The following is a 20,762-nucleotide window of genomic DNA, read 5'->3' as shown; positions in this document are numbered from 1 at the left end:
CCAGCCGCGTCGGTTGGGCGCCTCGGGGAGGACGCGGCGATGCGCAGGCGGGCTCACGCGGCGGCCTCCGGCAGCAGCGCGTCGGCCGGCAGGGCATTGCGCCGGCTGTGCCAGAGCCCACGGTCGCGGGCCTCGTCGAAGCGCTCCAGGATGGCCCGGGTCGCCGCGGGGTTGGCGGCGCGCAGGCGCTCGAATACCTCCGCGTCGGCGATCCAGGCCGCGTAGAGCCGGTCGAAGCCGGCATCGGTCACCACATCGCTCGCCGCCGCGAGGACGAACACCGCGTCGAGCCCCTGGGCCAGCTCTTGAGCCCCCCGGTAGCCGTGGCGAAGCTGCGCGGCGATCCAGCGCGGATCGGCCAAGCGGGCACCGATCAGGCGCCCCGCATCCTCCCGGGCCGTGCGGGCCTTCGGCCGCTCCGGCACGGACACGTCGAGGCTGTAGAGCGCCGGACGGGCCTCCTGCAGCGCCGCCGCCGCCGCGAAGCCGCCCATCGCGTCGACGGCGGCGTCACCGTCGAACAGGTCGCGCTCGGCGGCGTCGAACGCGTGCAGGTAGGCGTCGGCCGCGGCGACCCGGGCGGCAAAATCCGCATCCGGGCCCTCGCGGTCGCCGTAGGCATGGGTGCTGGCGGCGAGATACGCGCGGCCGAGATCGGCGCGGGTGTCCCAGGAGCCGTCGAGGGCGGTGGCCGCCGTTCCGGCGCCGTAGCGGCCCGGCGCCGCGCCGTAGACCCGGGCACCCGTCTCGCCCCGCCTGCGGGCGGCCGCGAGGGGGTTCTCGTCCTCGGCCTCGTCCCGGTCGGCCACCGCCCGGGCGGCGCGGTCGATCAGGGCCAGCGTGTCGGGAAACGTGTCGCGGAACGCCCCGGAGACCCGCACCGTCACGTCGATGCGCGGCCGGTCGAGCATCGCCAGCGGCAGCACCTCGAAGCCCGTGATCCGGGTGCTGGCATGGTCCCAGACCGGGCGGACACCCATCAGGGCGAGCGCATGCGCCACGTCCTCGCCGCCGGTGCGCAGGGTCGGCGAGGCCCAGAGATCCATGACGATCCGGGCCGGATAGGTGCCCTCGTCCTGCAGGTAGCGCGTCACCACGGCCTCGGCGGCCTTCGTGCCGAGGAACGCGGCGGCGCGGCTCGGGATCGCCCGCGGATCGAGGGTCGCGAGGTTGCGCCCGGTCGGCAGCACGTCCGCGCGCCCGCGCGACGGCGAGCCGGACGGTCCGGGCTCGACGAACCGCCCGTCGAGGGCGGCGAGTAGACCGGCCCGCTCGGCGACGGCACTCGCCGCCACCGGGGCGGGGGCTTCGTCGGGCGCGCGGCCGAAGACGTGCAGGCCATCGCGAAAGCTGGTCTCGCCGAGGTCGCAGAGATGGGCGTCGAGCCGGGTCAGCGCCTCGTCCATCGGGGTGTCGGCGCCGATGCCGGCGCCGTCGAGCAGGCCGGAATCGCGCGCCTCGTCCAGGATGGATTGGGCGATCAGGGTCGCCCGGCGCGGATCGAGGACGCTGGCGGCGGCGTATTCCTCCACGAGTTCGCGCAATCGGGCGGCCTCGGGCGACAGGTCGTGGGTGGCGACCTGCGGCGTGAGATGGCCCAGGGCGACGCCGCCGAGTCGGCGCTTGAGCGGGGCGGCCTCGCCGGGATCATCGACGATGAACGGGTAGACCACCGGCAAGGCACCGACGCACAGCGCCGGGAAGCAATCCGGCGACAGGGCCACGGCCTTGCCGGGCAGCCACTCGGTCGTGCCGTGGGTGCCGAGCTGGACCAGCACGTCGAAACGCTGCCGGAGTCCGAGATAGAACGCCAGATAGGCGTGGGTCGGGACACGCTCGGGGTCGTGGTAGCCGGCCTTGCGGTCGGGATCGCGCCCACGGTCGGGCTGGAGGAAGGCCGTCAGGCCGCCGCGTGCCGGACAGGCGCTGCCGCCTGATGCCATCCGGAAACGAAACGCGTCGTCGGTGCAGGCCGCATCGGTCTCAGGCTCGCCCCAGGCCTCGGTGATCGCGCCGCGGGTCGCCTCCGGCAGGCCGTCGAGCCAGGTCCGGTAGGCGGCGAGCGGCACGCGGAACGTCGCCGGCCCCTCGGTGAGCGCCGTCATCAGCGTGTCGGCCTCGGGCAGGTCGCATCCCGCATAACCGGCGGCGGCGAGGTCCGCGGCGATCGCCCGGGCGCTCTCCGGCGTGTCGAGGCCGACCGCGAAGCCGGCGCGGCCGCCCCGGGCAGGATAATCGGACAGGACCATCGCGACGCGCCGCTCGGCCCGGGGCAGGGCGGCCAGCCGCAGCCAGCCGGCGGCCCTGTCGGCAAGCGCCGCGATGCCCGGCGCGTAGGGCACGGCCCGGCGCTCGGCGAAGCCCGCGATCTCGGGCGCCTCCTCCTTGAAGGAGATCGGGAAGCCCGAAAGCCGGCCGTCGAATTCCGGCAAAGCCACCTGCATGGCGAGATCGGCCGCGCCGAGGCCCCGGGCCGAGGCTTCCCAGGCCGCCTGCGGGGATCCGACCGTGAAGGCCTGGAGCACCGGGCAATCGGCGCCGTCGAGGACGAAGTCGGTGCCGTCCTCCCGGGCCGAGAACGCGGTGGCGGCGATGACGAGGTCGGGCCGCCGCGCGCGCACGGCCTCCGCGACCGCGGCGGCGGCTCCGGGCTCCTTCAGGCTCGACACCGCCATCGGGAGGACGCCGATCCCGCGGGCGCGCAGGGCCGCGATCAGGGCGACGAACGGCGCGGTCTCGCCGCCGAGCACCGCCGAGCGGTAGACCAGCAGCAGCGCGAGGGGCTCGACCTCTGTTTCGCCAAGCGGAACTGCGGTCCTCGCAGCCGCGAAGGCCTGTTCGAGGGGCGGCGTGATGCAGCCCGGGCACCATGCGAAGCCCCGGGGCAGCGGCAGGGGCGGCTCGACCGGGAGGTCGGTGCCCGTCCGGGCGGCGAGCAGCCGCAGCATGCGGCGCAGGTTCTCGGGGCCGCCGGCGCGGAAGTAGCCGTCGAGCTGGTCCGCCAGCGCGGGATCGGTCGAGAAGGCGGAAAGCCGCGGATCGGGTCGGTCGTCGCCCGGCAATACCGCCAGCACGACCCCGTGCGCCCGGGCCGCTTCGGCGCAGCGCTCGATCCCGTACCGCCAGTAATCCAGGCCGCCGAGGCAGCGGATCACCACGACTTTAGCGTGCGCGACGATGCGCTCGATATAGAGATCGACCGAGAGCGGGTGCCGCAGCTTCGCCAGCTTGGCGAGGCGCAGGCTCGGCAGGTCCGGCTCGGCGGCGTGCGCCCGCGCGATCCCGGCGAGGTCGCTGTCGGTGAAGGACAGCACCACGCAGTCGCCGGGCTCCTGCCCGAGATCCACCGCCGCCTCGCCCTCGTCGAGGGAGACGGCATCGATGCGCACCAGATGCATCGCGCGTGTCCCTAGGCCATGTCCGGACCGGCGCGCGCGACGGGTCTCATCCCGCGAGCGCCGCGGCCACCGCGTTCCGGTCGAACCCCGTCAGCCCGATCACCACGAGGGCCCCCTCGCGGGCCTCGCCCGCCCGCCAGGGCCGGTCGAAATGGTGGGTGACCCGGCGGCCGACACCCTGCACCACGAGGCGCATCGCCTTGCCCTCGACTTCGGCAAACCCCTTGATGCGCAGAACGCCCGCGGTCTCGGCCGCCTTCTCGACACGCGCCGCGAGATCCGCGGCCGTCACCGCCGGGCGGATCGGCAGGGCGACCGTCTCGAAATCGTCGTGGTCGTGATCCTCGCCCTCGCCGTGATGGGAGGGGCGGGATTCCAGATCGTCCTCGGCGGCGGCGCCGAGGCCCAGCAGCACCCGCGGATCGATCGCGCCCTTCGCGGTCTCCACCACCTTCACGGCGCGGGGGAGGTGCCCCTCCACCTCGGCCCGGACCCGCGCACGAGTGGCGGCGTCGATCAGGTCGGCCTTGTTGAGCACGACGAGGTCCGCACAGAGGAGCTGGTCCTCGAACACCTCCTCCAGCGGATTGTCGTGATCGACCGACTGGTCGGCGGCGCGCTGGGCCGCCAGCGCCTCCGGATCCTCCGCGAAGACGCCCGCGGCGACCGCGGGGCCGTCGACCACTGCGACCACCCCGTCCACCGTCACCCGCGAGCGGATCGCCGGCCATTGGAATGCCTGGACCAGCGGCTTCGGCAGGGCGAGGCCGGAGGTCTCGATCAGGATGTGCTCCGGCGGCTCGGCGCGGCCGAGCAGGGTCTCGAGGGCCGGCACGAAATCGTCCGCCACCGTGCAGCAGATGCAGCCGTTCGGCAGCTCGACGATCGCGTCCTCGGTGCAGCCCTCAACCCCGCAGGCGGCGAGGAACGACTTGTCGAAGCCGACATCGCCGAACTCGTTGACCAGGATGGCGAGGCGGCGGCCCTTGGCGTTCTCGATGACGTGGCGCACGAGCGTCGTCTTGCCGGCGCCGAGGAAGCCCGTGACGATCGTGCAGGGGATCTTGGCGACAATCGTCATTCGGCGGCCTCCAGGGTGCCGGCCGGAAGCGGGCGCGGGGCAGGGAAGGGGGGAATTCGGGCGATCACGCCCTTCTTGAATTCGGTCGGCCGTTCGCGCCAGGGCACGATGCCGTCCGGCGTCGCGGCATAGGCGGCGAGCCCCGCCAGGATGGTCTCGGCGGAGGCGGCCGGATCCATGTCGCCGTACACGTAGGTCCAGCGGTCGGCCGCAGCGACGGCGACCGTGCAGGGCCGCTTGCACACCGACAGGCATTCCACCGCCTCGACCCGCAGGTCCGGCGTGCCGCCCGCGCGATCCCGCAAAGCGTCGAGGAGGCGGGCGCCGGCCCGGGGCCCGTCCGGGTCGTCGCCCTCGCGGCGGCAGGTGGTGCAGACGTACAGGATGGTCTCAGGCACGGGCCGTCCCCCGCGCCGTCTCGCGCCCGAACACCTGCCACGCGCGGCCGAGCCCGAGACCGAGCAGCACCCAGAACACGAAGCTGATCGCGAGGGAGCGCGCGGCGAATTGCGCCGCCAGGGCCGCCGGTAGCGCGGACGCGCCCTCCGGCGCCTGCGGGGCGCCGACCATGTGCGGGGCGATGAGCAGCACGAGGCCACCCAGGATGGCGATCAGGGATCGGCGCACCGCGATCAGGTAGAGGCCCATGGCGGTGGCCGCCGCGGTCATCACCCACCAGGCCTGCCGGACGGCCAGCGGCGCCGCCTCGCTGCCCGGCAGCTCGGGCGGCAGGCCGAGACCCGGGGCCAGGGCGACGCTGGCGAATCCGGCGACCGCGAAGGCGAGGGCGACCACGGGTGTCGGCTCCCGCCCGCAGGCGAGCATCACGGCGCCGAGCAGCAGCGCGTAGCCGACGGCGCCGACGAGCGTCGCTAATCCGGTGAACGCCATGCGCGGCAGGCTGGCGCCCGGCTGCCATTCCGGCGCGGCGTCCGGCGCCGCGTGATCGTGGCCGGCATGCGCCAGGACGATCGGCAGAGCGCGGGTGGCCTGATGGCTGGGCTCGGCCTGCTCGTAGCGTTCGGCCGCCACGATCAGGGGCGAGGTCAGCGTGAGTTCGAGGCCCGTCACGACGACGGCCGCGAAGAAGCCGGCGGCGAGCGCCGCCGACAGAAGCCGGATGATCATCCCTGCGCCGATGGCGTCAGTGACAGGGGAAGTTCTGGGTATGCCGGAAGTCGTGCGCCGCGTTGTGGAACGCGATCGCCGGCGAGAAGCCGACCATGAACAGCAGGCCGAGGCCGAGAAGGCCCGCGAGCGCCACGGCGATCGGGCGCTCCGACGCGCGGGTGCCGGCAGCGACGGGGGCGAGGGTCGAGGTGGTCATGCGTCTGTGTCTCCAGCCGCCCCACCGGCGGCAACGCGGGATCCTGTCGTGACGGCAGGTCTCCTGGCTCGCGGCTCGACGCCCCTGCCGCCTTCCCGGATCGCTCCGGTGGCCCTCGGCAGACGCTCGCCGCTCACAGTTGCGGGGGCAGCCGCGGATTCGAGGCTTGCGCCCCTCACCGCATTCCCTTTTCACCCCGTCGCCGGGGCACCGTCACGCGATCGTTGTAGACGCATGACAGCTCTCGCACAACGGAGGCGCGGCGGAATCATATCCGCGGCGTTGCAAACGGCGGGGATCCGCCGGCGGGAGGCGTATCCTCACCGCCGCGGCGGTCGCCCGGAGCCCTGAAGCGTGATCGTGATGAGAACCCTGTCGCTGGCCCTCGCCCTCCTCGCGGCGGCCTCCCTGCCGGTCCGGGCCGGCGATGCCGAAGCCGGGCTCAAGGCGGGGGGGCTCGTCCTCGAACCGGGCAGCGCCATCACCGTGGCGGCGGAGGAACTCACCCTCTCCGAGCAGGGCGTGCGGGTCGCGTATCGGTTCCGCAACCCGACGGGCGCCGATATCGAGGCCACCCTGACGTTCCCGATGCCCGACCTCAACGGCGCGTCCACGACGGAGGATTCCATCCCCGATCCGGGGCAGGCCAATTTCCTCGCCTTCGACGCGACGGTCGATGGCCAATCCGTCCCGTGGCAACTGGAGCAGCAGGCGTTTTCGGTGCGCGACGGCCAGCCGGTCGCGATCACCGACGAGCTCCGGAGCCTGGGGATCCCCCTGATGCCGACCGTCGCGGCGACGGCGGCGCCCCTGCGCCGGCTCTCGGAGCGGCGCCGTCACGCCCTGATCGAGGCCGGATACCTCGATCGTCAGGTGCACCGGGACGGGACGATCGCGGATGTCCCGCTCTGGAAGCTGAAGTCGCGGTTCTGGCGCAGGCAGGCCTTCCCGGCCGGGCGTGAGGTCGCGGTCCACCAGAGTTACACGCCGAGCCTCGGCGGCCAGCCGAGCCTGTCGTTCGGTTCGCCGGATCTCGATCCGGGGCAGATGGCGCGCTACGCCGACCGGTTCTGCACGGATCCGGCCTTCGCGCGGTCGGCCCAGGCCCTGTACCGGCGGGCGAGCGCCGACGGCAGCCCGTCCTTCCAGGCCTCCGAGCAGTATCTCACCTACGTCATGCCGGCCGGGTCCGGGCCGATCGGCACGTTCAAGCTGATCGTGGACAAGGGCGATCCCGCCACGATGGTCTCGTTCTGCGGCAGCGCTCTCAAGAGGACCGGCCCGACCACGATCGAGATGGTGGTGAAGGATTATGTGCCGGACCGCGCGATCGACGTGCTCTTCCTGAAGAGCGCAACCCGGATTTCAGCCATACCGCCGCTCTGAGGGCGGACGCGGTGCCGTGATCGGCGCAGCTTCAACGACCCTCTCGAGAATCGCGCGACGGCGGCAGGATCGGGGATGGCCTTCGGTGCCGGACACGCCCTGCGGGCCGGTCGCGCGCCGGCGTGCCGCTCATGCGGATTGGCGGAGCGCCGACGTGGCTCCGAAGCGTAGGATCTCCTGCGCGATCCGGTCCAGCGGCAGAACCTTCATCGCCGCGCCCCGCTCGATCGCTTCCTTGGGCATGCCGAAGACGACGCAGCTCTCCTCGTCCTGCGCCACCGTGACCGCCCCGGCGCGGCGCATCTCCAGGAGGCCGGTGGCGCCGTCATCGCCCATGCCGGTCATCAGGATGCCGAGCGCATTCGCGCCGGCGCAGCGCGCGGCCGCGCGGAACAGCACGTCCACGGACGGCCGGTGCCGCGAGACCAGGGGGCCGTCCTTCACCGACACGCTGTAGCGATTCCCGGTCCGCTGCAGCAGTAGGTGCCGGCCCCCGGGGGCGATGAGGGCCCGGCCGGGCAGCACCGCATCCCCGTCCTCCGCCTCCTTCACCGCGACGGCGCAGAGGCTGTCGAGCCGCCGGGCGAAGGCCGCGGTGAAATGCTCGGGCATGTGCTGGACGATCACGAGGCCGGGGCAATCCGGCGGCAGCGCTTCGAGCACGTCGCGCAGCGATTCCGTGCCCCCCGTCGAGGCGCCGATGCAGACGATCCGGTCCGTCTCGGCCACCGCCCGATTGGGGGTCGGGGCGGGCAGCACGGCATCGGCCGTCAGCTTCTTCTCGATGCGGTGCGGCTTCGGGCGGCCCGGGCGCAGTTTCGCCCGGGCGGCGGCCCGGACCGCGTCGCAGACCCGCACCGAGGATTCCACGAGGAACTGGCGGGTGTCGATCCGGGGCTTGGGCACGACATCGACGGCGCCGGCCTCGAGCACGTCGAACAGCGTTTGCGAGCCCGCCTCGGTCAGGGCGGAGCAGACGATCACCGGGATCGGCCGCTGGGCCATGATCTTCCGCAGGAAGGTCAGCCCGTCCATGCGCGGCATTTCGAGGTCGAGGAGGATCACGTCCGGCACCTCCTCCTGAATACGCCGCGCCGCGATGAACGGGTCCGCGGCGGTACCGATGACCCGGATGTCGGGCGCGCCCTCCAGGATGGTCACGAGGGTCTGCCGGACCGAGGCGGAATCGTCGACGATCAGGACGCGGGTCGGATCGCGTGGCTTCATTGGATCAGATCCTGCGCCCTGCTGAAGACGGTGGAGGACACCTGATCGAGGTCCGGCACGCCGGTCACGGCCATGGATTCCGAATGCCCGACGATCAGGAATCCGCCGGGGCGCAGATGCTGGGCGAGGCGGCCGAGCACCGCCTTCTGGGTGTCCTTGTCGAAGTAGATCAGCACGTTGCGGCAGAGGATGACGTCCACATCCTGATCGACCGGATAGGACGCATCCATCAGGTTGAGGCGCTGGAACTGCACTTGGCTGCGCAGCTCGGGCACGATCCGCCCGAGCTTCCGCGCCGGGTCCCGGGAGGTCATCACGTAGCGGCGCCGGATGGCCGGCGGGATCTGGGTCAGCATCTCCTCCGGGTAGATCGCCTCCGCGGCGACCCGCAGCACCTCCGTGGAGATGTCGGTGCCGAGGACCGCGTAGCTGAACCCGTGTCCGGCCACGATCAGGTCCTGCAGGATCATCGCCAGGGTGTAGGCCTCCGCCCCGGTCGAGGCGGCGGCGCTCCAGAGCTTGAGGCGCGGGGTCCCGCCCCGCCGTCGGCAGAGCAGCGGCACCAGATGGTCGCGCAGGAGCTCGAAATGGGCGGGCTCCCGGAAGAAATCCGTCTTGTTGGTGGTGATGCAGTCGATGATGTGGACGAACTCCTCGGCGAGGTGTCCGGCGTCGAACAGGTGGTCGCCGTAGGCCTTGAGGCTGTCGAGGTCGAGCGCCCGCATGCGCTTGCGCAGCCGACCCTCGACCATGGTGCGCTTGGTCTCAGGGATCTGGATGCCGATCCGGGCTTGGATCAGATCGGCGACCGTGTGGAAATGGCGGTCTTTCAGCTGCGGCATGGCATCGATCCCTGGCAGTCAGGCGGCGAGCGGCGGATCGATCAGGGCGGGATCGTCGCCCGCCATGAGTGCCTCGAGGTTGAACACCACCACGAAGGCCTCGCCCTTGCGGCCGATGCCGGCGATGTAGTTCGAACGCCAGCGGCCCCCGACCTCGGGGGCCGATTCCATCTCGGCCCGGTCGAGTTCCGTCACCTCGATCACCCGGTCGGCCACGAAGCCGACCCGCAGGGCACGGTCCCGCATCGCGATGTTCAGGAGGATGATGCGGGTGGCGGACGTCACCGGGATCGCCGGCAGGCCGAGCTTGGTCCGCAGGCCGATGACCGGATAGCTCTGCCCGCGGACATCGATCATGCCGACCAGGAAAGGCGGCGCATGCGGCAGGGCGGCCGGCGCGCGGTAATCCAGGATCTCGTGAACGGACTCGATATTGATCCCAAAGATCTCGCGATCGAGGCCGAGGGTCAGATACTGCCAGACGCTGGACATACGGGTCTCCGGCTCGGTCGCCGCCTGTCGGATCCCCGCTTCGGGCATCCGCCTATCGGTGGGGGGTCGGTGGCTTCGGGGTCCGGGCCCTTGCGGGTCCGGACCCGGCGCGCGTGCTGATCAGGCCGCGCGGACGAACTCGGCGTCGCGGGCATCGCGGATCTCGCCCTCGCCCATGTCTAGGGCGAAGCCCGCCGACCCGGCCGTCCGCACCCGCGCCTTCGGCGCGACCGCCTGGCCCGGTCGGGCCGGTGCCGCCATCTTCGACGCCGCCGCCCGCAGGTGCGGGGCCGCCGCCTCCACGCGCGACGCCGCCGTCGCGATCCGGAAGTAGGCGATGGTCGCCTGAAGCCGCTCGGCCTGTGCGGCCAGTTCGTCCGAGGTCGCCGAAACCTGCTCGGAGGCGCTGGCGTTCTGCTGGGTCACCTTGTCGAGCTGCTGGATCGCCTGGTTGATCTGGCCCGAGCCGACATCCTGCTCCCGGCAGGCCGCCGAGATTTCCTCGACCAGACCCGCGGTCTTCTTGATGTCGGGCACGAGCCGCCCCAGCATCTCGCCCGCCTGCTGGGCCGCCTTGACGGTGTCGACCGACAGGGTCCCGATCTCGGCCGCCGCCGCCTGGGAGCGCTCGGCGAGCTTGCGCACCTCGGAGGCCACCACCGCGAAGCCCCGGCCGTGCTCGCCGGCGCGTGCGGCCTCGACCGCCGCGTTGAGCGCCAGCAGGTCGGTCTGGCGGGCGATCTCCTGCACGATGGTGATCTTCTGCGCGATCGTCTGCATCGCCTCGACCGCGCGGGCCACCGCCGCACCGCTGGCCTCGGCATCCTGGGCCGATTGCCGGGCGATCGCCTCGGTCTGGCCGGCATTCTCGGCGTTCTGCTTCACGTTGGCGGCCATCTCCTCCATGGAGGCGGAGGCCTCCTCGGTGGACGAGGCCTGCTCGGTCGAGCCCTGCGACAGCTGTTCGGCCGAGGAGGACAGCTCCTCCGAGCCAGCCGACACGTTGCTGGCCGCCGCGCTGGCCTGTCCCACCACCTCGCGCAGCTTCAGGGTCATGGCCTGCACGGCGCGCAGCAGGTCGGTGATCTCGTCGCGGCCGGTGGGCACCACGTCCTCGGTCAGATCCCCTTGCGCCACTCGGTTCGCCGCCCCGAGGGCCTTCTGCATGCCGCGGGAGATCGAGATCGACAGCCAGATCGCCATGGCAAGCCCGATCGCCACCGCGCCGGCGACGACGCCGATGAGCATCATGCGGGTCGTGTCATAGGCCGCCTGGGTCTCCCGCACATAGGTCTGCGCGACGCTGTCCTCGTGGGCACAAAGCTTCTTGACCTCCTCGATGAGGGCCATCCGCGCCTGGGTGAACGGGCCGACATAGATCTGGAGCGCCTTGGCGTCGGTATTGGCGAGGCCGAGCGCGAACACCTGTTCGCCCGCGGCCTCCCAGGTGCGGAATGCCGTGCCGATGGCCGCGATGGCGTCGGCAAGCCCCTCGCTACGCCCCGCCTCGCTCAGCTTGGCGAAGTCCTCATCGAACTGGCGGCGATGCTGGTGGTATTCGTCGGTCAGCTTCGCGAGGAGCGCGTCGTCGTTGATCACCACCTCGCGATAGACGTCGGCGACGAGGCGCGTCGCGCGCGTCTCAAGCACCGCGGTGAGCCGGCGCGTCTCCGGTGAGAGATCGGGCCGGGACGCCAGATCCTGGATGCGGGTGATCACGGCCCGGTAGGCCGTCAGCTGCTCCCCGCCCGCGATGCCGATCGCAACGTTGTTGCCGTTCTTGACCGAAAATTCCGTGCCCTTGGCGGCGGCATCGGACAGCTTGTCCCAGGCGTCGCGCAGGGCCTGGAGGCGCACCCGCTCCTCGGCGGTGGTTGCGTCGGAATAGTCCTTCAGAAGCCGGCGAAACGTCCCGTCCTGCTGCTTGATGTCGGCGGCGAGCTTCGCGCGGGCCGCTTCCGTCGGCTCGAGCAGCGACCGGGCGAACATGCGCGCAGTATCAACGGACAGCGTCTCGAAGCGCAGCGCCCGTTGGACCTGAGCGAAGGGACCGGACGCGAAGGCCTGCATCCGGTCGTTGGCGTTGCCGAGGCTCGTGATCGCCAGGAAGCCCGCTCCGCCGAGAAGCAGGAGGATCAGGCCGAATGCCGTGCCCAGCTTGGTGCGGATCGTGAGACGCATGGGAGACTTCTTTCGTAAACTCAGGTGGGATGTTCGAGATGTCTTGGGGGATCGCGGTTGGCGCCGCCTTGGCGGCCACGCCAACCGGTTAAGTTCGGCATCCGCATCGCTCAGGCCGCGCGGACGAACTCGGCGTCGCGGGCATCGCGGCTCTCGCCCTCGCCCATGTCTAGGGCGAAGCCCGCCGACCCGGCCGTCCGCACCCGCGCCTTCGGCGCGACCGCCTGGCCCGGTCGGGCCGGCGCCGCCATCTTCGCCGCCGCCGCCCGCAGGTGCGGGGCCGCCGCCTCCACGCGCGACGCCGCCGTCGCGATCCGGAAGTAGGCGATCGTCGCCTGAAGCCGCTCCGCCTGTGCGGCCAGCTCGTCCGAGGTCGCCGAAACCTGCTCGGAGGCGCTGGCGTTCTGCTGGGTCACCTTGTCGAGCTGCTGGATCGCCTGGTTGATCTGGCCCGAGCCGACATCCTGCTCCCGGCAGGCCGCCGAGATCTCCTCGACCAGACCCGCGGTCTTCTTGATGTCGGGCACGAGCCGCCCCAGCATCTCGCCCGCCTGCTGGGCCGCCTTGACGGTGTCGACCGACAGGGTCCCGATCTCGGCCGCCGCCGCCTGGGAGCGCTCGGCGAGCTTGCGCACCTCGGAGGCCACCACCGCGAAGCCCCGGCCGTGCTCGCCGGCGCGTGCGGCCTCGACCGCCGCGTTGAGCGCCAGCAGGTCGGTCTGGCGGGCGATCTCCTGCACGATGGTGATCTTCTGCGCGATCGTCTGCATCGCCTCCACCGCGCGCCCGACCGCGGCGCCGCTGGCCTCGGCATCCTGAGCCGATTGCCGGGCGATCGCCTCGGTCTGGCCGGCGTTCTCGGCGTTCTGCTTCACGTTAGCGGCCATCTCCTCCATGGAGGCGGAGGCCTCCTCGGTGGAAGCGGCCTGCTCGGTCGAGCCCTGCGACAGCTGCTGGGCCGAGGAGGACAGCTCCTCCGAGCCAGCCGACACGTTGCCGGCCGCCGCGCTGGCCTCGGCCACCACGGCGCGCAGCTTCTCCAGCATCTGCTCGAGGGCGATGCCGAGCACGTCCTGGTCGGACAGGCGCCGGGTCTCGACGGTCAGGTCCCCCGAGGCGATCGCGGTGGCGACGCCGGCGATCGTCCGCAGGTTGTCGGTCATCGCGCGGAGATTGCCCTCCACCTCGCTGCTGAGGCCGCCGAAATCCCTCGACAGCGTCTTGCTGAAATCGCCGACCGAGGCCGCCGCGAGGACCCCCGAGATCTCCCGGAAGGCCTGCTCCACCGCCTGGGCGGTCCCCTGGATCCGGCCGACCTCGTCCAGCCGCCCCGTGTCGAAGGGCGTGGCGAGATTGGCCAGGTTGGCGCTGATCTGGGTGACAGGCCTGGCGACCGTGCGGACCAGAAGGAGCCCGATCGCGGCGGCGATCACCAGATTGACGGCGATGCCGAGCAGGATCATCTGCGTCGTCGTGTCGAAGGCCGCGTTCTGCGCGGTCCGGCGCGTGTCCATCAGCCCGGCTTCGACGCCGATGATCTGGCCGATCTCCCCGCGCAAACCGTCCATCGCGGCCTTGCCGGCGCCGGCGATCTCGGTCTGTCGGGCGGCCTCGCGGGTCCGGGGATCGGCCATCAGGGCGATGCCCTTCTCGGCCACGCCGGCATGCCAGGATTCCGCGAGGCGGTGGACCGAGGCGAGCCGCTCCTGCTGGGCCGGATTGTCGGCCGTCAGGGCCTTGGCCTGCTGCCACGCGGTCTCGAACGCGGTCCAGCCCTTGCGGTAGGGCGCGAGGAACTTGTCGTCCCCCGACAGGAGGAACCCGCGGTAGCCGGTCTCCTGATCGATCATGGCGGCCATCGCCTGATTGGCGGCGTCCATCACCTGGATGGTGTGATCCGTCCACGTGACCGTCTGCCGGATCTCGTTCGATTTCCAGTAGACGATGCCGTTGATGCCGAGGCCGACCGCCAGCATCAGGGTAAAGGACAGAAACAGTTTTCGTGGTATGGAGATATTGTCGAATAGTGTCATCGATCGACCCTCACTGCTTGATTCCGTGGATCGGGAACGTCGACCCGGGGGTCGCATCGTCGCTCTGTCGTGCGGTGGCCGCGGCCGACCGCTGCTCTCCCGCTGTTGCGTTCCGTCAGGCCGCGCGGACGAATTCGGCGTCGCGGGTGTCGCGGGCCGCGCTGTCGCCCATGTCGAGCACGAAGCCCGGTGTCCCGGTCACGCGCGTGCTCGCCTTCGGCAGCGCGCCCTTGTCGGCCGATGCCTTGTCGAGGGGTTTGCCCGCCCAGGTCAGGGGAACCACCGGTGCGCGCCTGTCGGTCCGGAAGTAGGCGATGGTCGCCTGAAGCCGCTCGGCCTGCAGGGCCAGCTCGTCCGAGGTCGCCGAGACTTGCTCGGAGGTGCTCGCGTTCTGCTGGGTCACCTTATCGAGCTGCTGGATCGCCTGGTTGATCTGGCCCGAGCCGACATCCTGTTCCCGGCACGCCGCTGAGATCTCCTCCACCAGACCCGCAGTCTTCTTGATGTCGGGCACGAGCCGCCCCAGCATCTCACCCGCCTGCTGGGCCGCCTTGACGGTGTCGGCCGACAGGGTCCCGATCTCGGCCGCCGCCGCCTGGGAGCGCTCGGCGAGCTTGCGCACCTCGGAGGCCACCACCGCGAAGCCCCGCCCGTGCTCGCCGGCGCGCGCGGCCTCCACCGCCGCGTTGAGCGCCAGCAGGTCGGTCTGGCGGGCGATCTCCTGCACGATGGTGATCTTCTGCGCGATCGTCTGCATCGCCTCCACCGCGCGGGCCACCGCCGCACCGCTGACCTCGGCATCCCGGGCCGATTGCCGGGCGATCGCTTCGGTCTGGCCGGCATTCTCGGCGTTCTGCTTCACGTTGGCGGCCATCTCCTCCATGGAGGCGGAGGCCTCCTCGGTGGAAGCGGCCTGCTCGGTCGAGCCCTGCGACAGCTGCTGTGCCGAAGCGGACAACTCCTGCGAGCCCGTCGACACGTTGTTGGCCGCGGCGACCGCCTCCGCCACCACGGCGCGCAGCTTCGACAGCATCTGCTCCAGGGCGTGGCCCATCGTGTCCCGGTCGGAGAGCGGCACGGCCTTCACCGTGAGATCCCCTTCGGCGATCGCCCCCGCCAGGGCCGCGGTGGCCTTGAGATTGGCGGTCATCCGGTTCATGGCGGCGATCAGGTCGCCGATCTCGTCGTCGGCGCGCACCCTGATCGTCTGGTCGAGATCGCCGACCGCCACGGCTTCGGCCAGGGACACGGATCGGGCGAGGCCGCGCGCGATCGAGATGGCGAGCCAGCCGGCGATACCGAGGCCGATGAGGAATGCGCCGGCCACCGTGCCGAGCAGAATCCTCTGCCCATCGCGGGAGGCGGCGTTCGCCTGCTCGACCGCCGCCGCCAGGCGCTTGTCCTCGTAGCGGGTCAGTTCGTCCAGCGCCTGAGCCGTCTCGGTGGTGGCAACCGAGTAGTCGCCGGCCGCCAGGGCGACGGCCTGCACCGACGCACCGGTCTCCACCGTGGAGAGGATCTTGTCGGCCACGCCGTTCCAGGTGTTGTAGGCCTGCCGGACACCTTCGATCGTCACGCCGTTCGCGGCGTGGATCAGCGCGTCCAGGCGTTCCGGAAGCTTTGCGCGGCTCCGTTTTATGGCGTCCAGCCGGTTCGCGAGCGTGGCCGGAGTGCCCGCCGCGGCGGCCGCCTGCATCTGGCCCCAAGTCCGTTCGATCTGGATATGAAAGGCCGTCACGGCCCGCAGTAGGCCGAGGCTCGCCGGGCTGCTGGCCTTCGCGGCGATCCCCTCGAGTTCGTTGCGCAGGGCCACGATCGCCGGGCGGCCTTCGGCGTCGAGCTGAGTCCAGGTTCGGGACGCGGCGTCGACGCGCGTCAGTTCGATGACACGGTTGCCGAGCGCGCGCTGCTTGTCGAACTTGATGGACGCCGCATCGAGAAATTGGCGCGCCTCGTCGGTCATCAACAGGGATCTCACCTTGCCGAGTTCCGCCGCAGCCTCGGCGTCATATTCCGAGACCCGGTTGGCAAAGTGCTCCATCTGTTCGGTGCTGGTGCTGATCACCGCGGCGCGCGTGTTGGAGACAGCCCGGATCGCCATCGCCTTCGCCGCCCGGACGTGGTTCTCCACCTCGGCGCGCCCGACGACGAAGTGCAGGGCCTCGTCGGCGGCGAGCAGGCGCTCATAACCGACGCCGCCGGCCAGTCCGGTCAGCAGGAGAATGATACCGAACCCGCCGGCCAGCTTGGCCTTGATCGAAACCCGCATCTCTACGACCCCCCGGTCAGTTCAAGATCTGCTGCATGTCCGGGATGATCACGAAATCATCCCCGGATTTGACGATCGAATGGATGTATTCGGGCCGCCACGCCGTGCCGATCGCGGGCATCTGCTGGCGGGTATCCAGGGCGACCGACGTCACCTCGAAGACCCTGTCGGCCACGAGGGCCACCAGGATCGCGTCGCCGTCGAAATCGACCTCGATCACCACGAACCGGGTGTCGGCCGTCGCGGCGGTCGCCGGCATGCCGAAGCGCTGGCGGATATCGGCGAGCGGCACCACGTTGCCGCGCACGTTCACGATGTGGGCGAGGTGGGGCCGCGCCCCGGCCACCCGCGTGGTCGGGATCGGATCGATGATCTCGCGCACCATCCCGGCGTCGAGCGCGAAGGTCTCGGTGCCGATGCCCAGCATCACCACCTGAAGGGTGCCGTGGGTCCGGCCGGCCTCGACGATGTCGGTCATCACGCCACCTCCCGGTATTCTTGCGGCCCGTCCAGCTGGCCGGCCGTGTGCCCGCCTGCCGCGATCTGGGCGGGGTCGATGATCAGCGCGGCCGTCCCGTCGCCCAGGATCGTGGCGCCCGAGAAGGTCACCGCGTCGGCCTGGAGCTTCGACAGGGACTTGATCACCGTCTGGTGGTTGCCGAGGATCTGGTCGGCCACCAGACCGATCCGGCTCTCGCCCACCGCGACGATGATCACCTTCTGATAGGGGTCGGGCTCGCCCGCCGCAGCGAACAGGTTGCGCAGCCGCAGGAACGGCACGAGGCCGCCGCGGATGTTGAGGAAGTCCCGGCCCTGGCCGCGGCTCTTGTCGGCGGGCAGCTCGACGCATTCCTCAACCGCCGCGAGGGGCACGACGTAGCGCGCCTCGCCGACCCGGATCAGCAGCCCCTCGATGATCGCGAGCGTCAGGGGCAGGCGCAGCACGATGGCCGTGCCGGCGCCGGGCTCGGTGCTGATGTCGATCGAGCCGCGCAGGGCCTCGATGGTCTTCTTGACCACGTCCATGCCGACCCCGCGCCCCGACAGGGCCGAGACCGCCTGCGCGGTGGAGAAGCCGGGCGCGAACAGGAACTGGTAGACCTGCTGGTCGGTGAGGGGCACGCCCGGCTGAACGAGGCCCCGCTCTTCCGCCTTGGCGCGGATGCGGGCGACGTCGAGGCCGGCGCCGTCGTCGCGGACGGTCACCAGGACCTGAGCGCCGGCATGCTCGGCCGTCAGGGCGATGCGGCCCGTCGGGTCCTTGCCGGCCGCCCCGCGCCGCCCGGGCGCCTCGACCCCGTGGTCGATCGCGTTGCGGATCAGGTGCACGAGCGGATCGGCCAGCCGCTCAATCACGGTCTTGTCGAGTTCGGTCTCCTCACCCTCGGTGACGAAGGCGACGGGCTTACCGAGATCGCGCGACAGGTCGTGGACGAGGCGCCGGAAGCGGCTGAACAGCGCGCCGATCGGCACCATCCGGATGCCCATCGTGGTGTCCCGCAGCCGGGCCGACAGGCGCTCGATCTCCTCCGCGATGGTCTTGATCCCGACATCCGTGTGCAGGCCGGCCAGCTGGCTGAGCCGCGCCTGGGCGATGACCAGCTCGCCGACCCGGTCCATCAGCTCGTCGAGCCGCTCCGCCTCCACCCGCATGGTGGTGGTGCCCTTCGGCGGCCCGCGGCGCTCGGACGGGCCGCGCACCGGCGCATCCCGCGTCGCGGCCGGCACGGGGATGGGGACGGGCGCCCACGCGACTTCGGCGGCCCGCGCGACCGGATCGGAACCGACTGGCGAGACCGATTCGGGCGCCGTGGCGGGAAGCCCGGGGGTGAGCGGCGCGAGGGTGAGCTCCATCGCGTCCTGCACGAACAGGAACACATCCTCGATCGTCGCCCGCGCGACGGGACCGACCAGGGTGACGTCCCAGCCGATATGCAGGCGCTCGGGCTTGAGATTCTCGAGATCCGGCAGGCCCTCGAGGCGGGGCACGACGGTGCAGGCGCCAAGCTCGCGCAGCTCGTCCAACAGGGCCAGCGGATTGGTGCCGTTCTGCAGGATCTCCGGCGCGAAGCCGATCCCGATCTGCCACCCGGTGGGCACGGACTCGGCCGGCGGCACCGCCACCGGCGCGGCCGTCGGCGCCGAAGCGCCGCCCACGAGCCGACCGAGCTCCGCCAGGATCGCGTCCCCGATCACCGCGGCATCGGGATCGGGGTCCTCGATCAGCGTGCGGATATAGTCCTTCGCCGAAAGGGCGACGTTGACGAGTTCCGCGCTGGTCGCGATTGCGCCACGCCGGACGAGGTCGAAGGCCGTCTCGAAATCGTGCGTGAAGGCGGCAACCCGGTCGAAGCCGAACATCGCGCCGGAGCCCTTGATCGTGTGCAGCGCCCGGAAGGCCGTGTCGATCAGCGTCGTGTCGTCCGGGCGGTCGCCCAGATCGAGCAGCGTGGTTTCCAGACGTTCGAGAAGCTCGTTGGCTTCCGCCAGAAAAACCTCTCGGGGATCCAGTGTGGTCATGGTCAAGCAGATCCGAGTACAGCGACATCGAACGCGGTCAGGCAATCGTCGGATCGACCGGCCACGTCTTTAGACAGTAGAAACAGATAATATTTTTGCGATGCGCTGGTGTTTCTGGCTAGAAGTCGCCGAACGAACGGCCAGCTCGAAGCCTACGCTTGTTTGTCTATGCCGATCATGAGTTCGAGTCTACAAAATTTCATTCAACGAACCGTGAGTCATGGAGGAACTTTACTGAGACCGTAAATGAATCTGGAACAAACAAATTGATCGCGCGACGGAGCGGAACTGTGATGCTTTTGCTATTAGCGGGGCATGAGTAATTTCGGCCGAAAGACTCAAAAACTATCTCGTCCGGCTTCACCGTAGAATTGGGTCGATTCTTGCTCTGCCGCTCTTCGCAAGGCTGCCGAGCGCAAACGGGACCGGCTCAAAACAGGTCTACCCCCGCGAGGGGATCGGTGCTGGACGCATCCGAACACGGCGCGGCGGGTGCTCCGAGCAGGCGTCGAGACATCCGGTCCCGGATCTCGCCGAGGGTGCAGGCCGCGATTGCCTCCGCGATCCAGGGTGATTCGGCTGTCGGGCTCAAACGAGGCCCGGCCGCCGCGCTGGTCTCTTCGGAGCGGTGGTGCAGGCTGGCCTCCGCGGCCCGGAGCAGAAGCTGCAGATTCTGCAGGCGCTGCTTCGCCAGATCCTGGAACTGCATGGTGACGATCGCCCCGGAGACGTCCCCGGCGATGGCCTCCGTGGTCCGAACGGTCTGCGACAGCACGTCGGCGAATCGCCGATTTTGATCGACCAGGGCCTCCATGACGAGGCGCACCCGGGCATCGGCCGCCTGGCTCTCCGCCGACATGTCGATCGTCGCGATGTCGTGCAGCAGGCTGTGGCTGCCGCGCAGGCCGGTCGCGATCGAGCCGATCTGACCCTTGATCACTCTCGAAAGCGCGTTGATGGAGCCCGCGAGCGCGCGGACCTCGTCGGCCACCACCGCGAAGGCTCGCCCGGCCTCCCCGGCGCGGGCCGCCTCGATCTTGGCGTTGAGCGCAAGGAGGTTGGTCTGGCGGTTGATCGTCTCGATCTGCGCCACGCTCCCGTCGATGGAGCCGAGTTCGCCGAGCACGGCGCTCAGCGCGTCCGTCAGGGTCGTTCCGCGGGAGGACAGCCAGATGATCTTGCCGATCAGCGCGGACAGGATCGTGCCGAGGCCCGACGCGACCTCCGCCAGGGGCTGTTCGGCCCCGTCGATCCGCACCGACTGGATCGCGCTCGCCAGCCCCTGCACGATCTCCGATTGGCCGCGGGTCGTGTCGGCGATCCGCTGGAACCGCTCCGACAATCCGTCGACGTGGCTCTCGATATCCGTCGAGACGATCCCGAGTTCGTCGATGACGGCGTCGAGCATGGCCCGCTGCCGGTCGGACAGGTCGAGCCAGACGTGAAGCTGGTCGGCCAGGCCGCGCGGTTCGGCGGCTGCTTCCCGGGATGGCTCCGCGTTCGGCCGGTTCACCGACCAAGGCTGCGCCTCCGCAGCGATGAACCCCGTCTCGTGGTGACTGAGTTGCGCGCGATCCCGGACGGACATCCGCGGGTATTCCTTACGCTCTGCCCGAGCAACCGACGGCGCCATACCATCGTTCTCCATCGTGTCCCAAGTGCTCGGCATCGTGGCCTGGGCAAACGATCCTTTCCCTCGGATCCCATTAAAAATGTATGCTCTAGTTTGCAATGAACCAAACTCCAGGATGGTGATTTTTCTTCGGCGTTAAATATCAATATTGAATCGTATATTTGGCGACACCGCTTTCGAGGGCAGAATGATCGCATCTAAATATATTAAAAGGTATTGGATATGCAAAACTAAATATTGATGGCTGTGCTTGAATACGCGAAGGTGCTGATTCAGCTCGGATGGAACGGTGGGTGTCGATTTTGTTTGACCGATGCGGGCCGATGGGGGAAAGCTTAAGCTATCCCATTGTTGAGGTGATCGGCGGGGATCG

Annotated in this window: 15 protein-coding genes and 1 riboswitch; of the genes, 1 reads left to right on the top strand and 14 read right to left on the bottom strand. The window is 70.4% G+C overall.

Annotated features, from left to right (window positions below; genetic code table 11):
• Window positions 1-53 precede the first annotated feature (53 nt).
• From cobN to AAHG09_RS01530, 5 genes are read right to left on the bottom strand one after another with little or no spacing between them, the layout of a single operon-like run.
• Window positions 54-3,398, bottom strand: a complete 3,345-nt coding sequence (cobN, locus tag AAHG09_RS01550; RefSeq protein WP_342104878.1) for a cobaltochelatase subunit CobN — start codon at window positions 3,396-3,398, stop codon at window positions 54-56.
• Between the two features lie 46 nt (window positions 3,399-3,444).
• Window positions 3,445-4,479 (bottom strand): cobalamin biosynthesis protein CobW, encoded by a 1,035-nt coding sequence (cobW, locus tag AAHG09_RS01545; RefSeq protein WP_342104875.1) that lies wholly within the window; start codon window positions 4,477-4,479, stop codon window positions 3,445-3,447.
• Window positions 4,476-4,877 (bottom strand): DUF1636 domain-containing protein, encoded by a 402-nt coding sequence (locus tag AAHG09_RS01540; RefSeq protein WP_342104872.1) that lies wholly within the window; start codon window positions 4,875-4,877, stop codon window positions 4,476-4,478. The genes cobW and AAHG09_RS01540 overlap by 4 nt, the downstream gene beginning before the upstream one ends.
• A complete protein-coding gene (locus AAHG09_RS01535; RefSeq protein WP_342104869.1) occupies window positions 4,870-5,607 on the bottom strand; it encodes a CbtA family protein in 738 nt (245 codons plus the stop codon). The genes AAHG09_RS01540 and AAHG09_RS01535 overlap by 8 nt, the downstream gene beginning before the upstream one ends.
• A 16-nt stretch (window positions 5,608-5,623) precedes the next feature.
• Window positions 5,624-5,806 (bottom strand): CbtB domain-containing protein, encoded by a 183-nt coding sequence (locus AAHG09_RS01530; RefSeq protein WP_342104867.1) that lies wholly within the window; start codon window positions 5,804-5,806, stop codon window positions 5,624-5,626.
• A gap of 36 nt (window positions 5,807-5,842) precedes the next feature.
• Window positions 5,843-6,036, bottom strand: a riboswitch (cobalamin riboswitch).
• A gap of 133 nt (window positions 6,037-6,169) precedes the next feature.
• On the opposite strand from AAHG09_RS01530, the gene AAHG09_RS01525 reads away from it, so the two are divergent.
• Window positions 6,170-7,192, top strand: a complete 1,023-nt coding sequence (locus AAHG09_RS01525; RefSeq protein ID WP_342105454.1) for a DUF4424 family protein — start codon at window positions 6,170-6,172, stop codon at window positions 7,190-7,192.
• Window positions 7,193-7,321: 129 nt separating this feature from the next.
• Here AAHG09_RS01525 and AAHG09_RS01520 read toward each other — a convergent pair whose 3' ends face one another.
• The 9 genes from AAHG09_RS01520 to AAHG09_RS01480 all read right to left on the bottom strand — a co-directional run bounded on the left by AAHG09_RS01520 (window position 7,322) and on the right by AAHG09_RS01480 (window position 20,344).
• Window positions 7,322-8,419 (bottom strand): protein-glutamate methylesterase/protein-glutamine glutaminase, encoded by a 1,098-nt coding sequence (locus AAHG09_RS01520; RefSeq protein WP_342104865.1) that lies wholly within the window; start codon window positions 8,417-8,419, stop codon window positions 7,322-7,324.
• Window positions 8,416-9,261, bottom strand: coding sequence for a CheR family methyltransferase (locus AAHG09_RS01515; protein ID WP_342104862.1), 846 nt, complete (start codon window positions 9,259-9,261; stop codon window positions 8,416-8,418). Before AAHG09_RS01515 ends, AAHG09_RS01520 begins: the two co-directional genes overlap by 4 nt.
• Window positions 9,262-9,279: 18 nt before the next feature.
• Entirely contained in the window at window positions 9,280-9,753 is a 474-nt protein-coding gene (locus AAHG09_RS01510; protein WP_342104860.1) for a chemotaxis protein CheW, read from the bottom strand.
• A gap of 120 nt (window positions 9,754-9,873) precedes the next feature.
• Window positions 9,874-11,934 carry a methyl-accepting chemotaxis protein gene (locus AAHG09_RS01505; RefSeq protein WP_342104859.1) on the bottom strand — a complete coding sequence of 687 codons (2,061 nt, stop codon included), beginning with the start codon at window positions 11,932-11,934 and terminating at the stop codon, window positions 9,874-9,876.
• Window positions 11,935-12,044: 110 nt separating this feature from the next.
• Entirely contained in the window at window positions 12,045-13,967 is a 1,923-nt protein-coding gene (locus AAHG09_RS01500) for a methyl-accepting chemotaxis protein (protein ID WP_342104857.1), read from the bottom strand.
• A gap of 115 nt (window positions 13,968-14,082) precedes the next feature.
• A complete protein-coding gene (locus tag AAHG09_RS01495) occupies window positions 14,083-16,236 on the bottom strand; it encodes a HAMP domain-containing methyl-accepting chemotaxis protein (protein WP_342104855.1) in 2,154 nt (717 codons plus the stop codon).
• A 16-nt stretch (window positions 16,237-16,252) separates the two neighbouring features.
• Entirely contained in the window at window positions 16,253-16,714 is a 462-nt protein-coding gene (locus AAHG09_RS01490) for a chemotaxis protein CheW (protein ID WP_342104853.1), read from the bottom strand.
• On the bottom strand, window positions 16,714-18,756 hold the full coding sequence (locus AAHG09_RS01485; RefSeq protein WP_342104851.1) for a chemotaxis protein CheA: 2,043 nt from the start codon (window positions 18,754-18,756) through the stop codon (window positions 16,714-16,716). Before AAHG09_RS01485 ends, AAHG09_RS01490 begins: the two co-directional genes overlap by 1 nt.
• 430 nt (window positions 18,757-19,186) lie before the next feature.
• Window positions 19,187-20,344 (bottom strand): methyl-accepting chemotaxis protein, encoded by a 1,158-nt coding sequence (locus AAHG09_RS01480; protein ID WP_342104847.1) that lies wholly within the window; start codon window positions 20,342-20,344, stop codon window positions 19,187-19,189.
• Window positions 20,345-20,762: the final 418 nt, after the last annotated feature.

The organism is Methylobacterium guangdongense (assembly GCF_038442355.1).
Taxonomy (GTDB): Bacteria; Pseudomonadota; Alphaproteobacteria; order Rhizobiales; family Beijerinckiaceae; genus Methylobacterium; species Methylobacterium guangdongense.
Note: the sequence above shows the minus strand (reverse complement) of the source record. Positions and strands in the feature narration are given on the sequence as shown.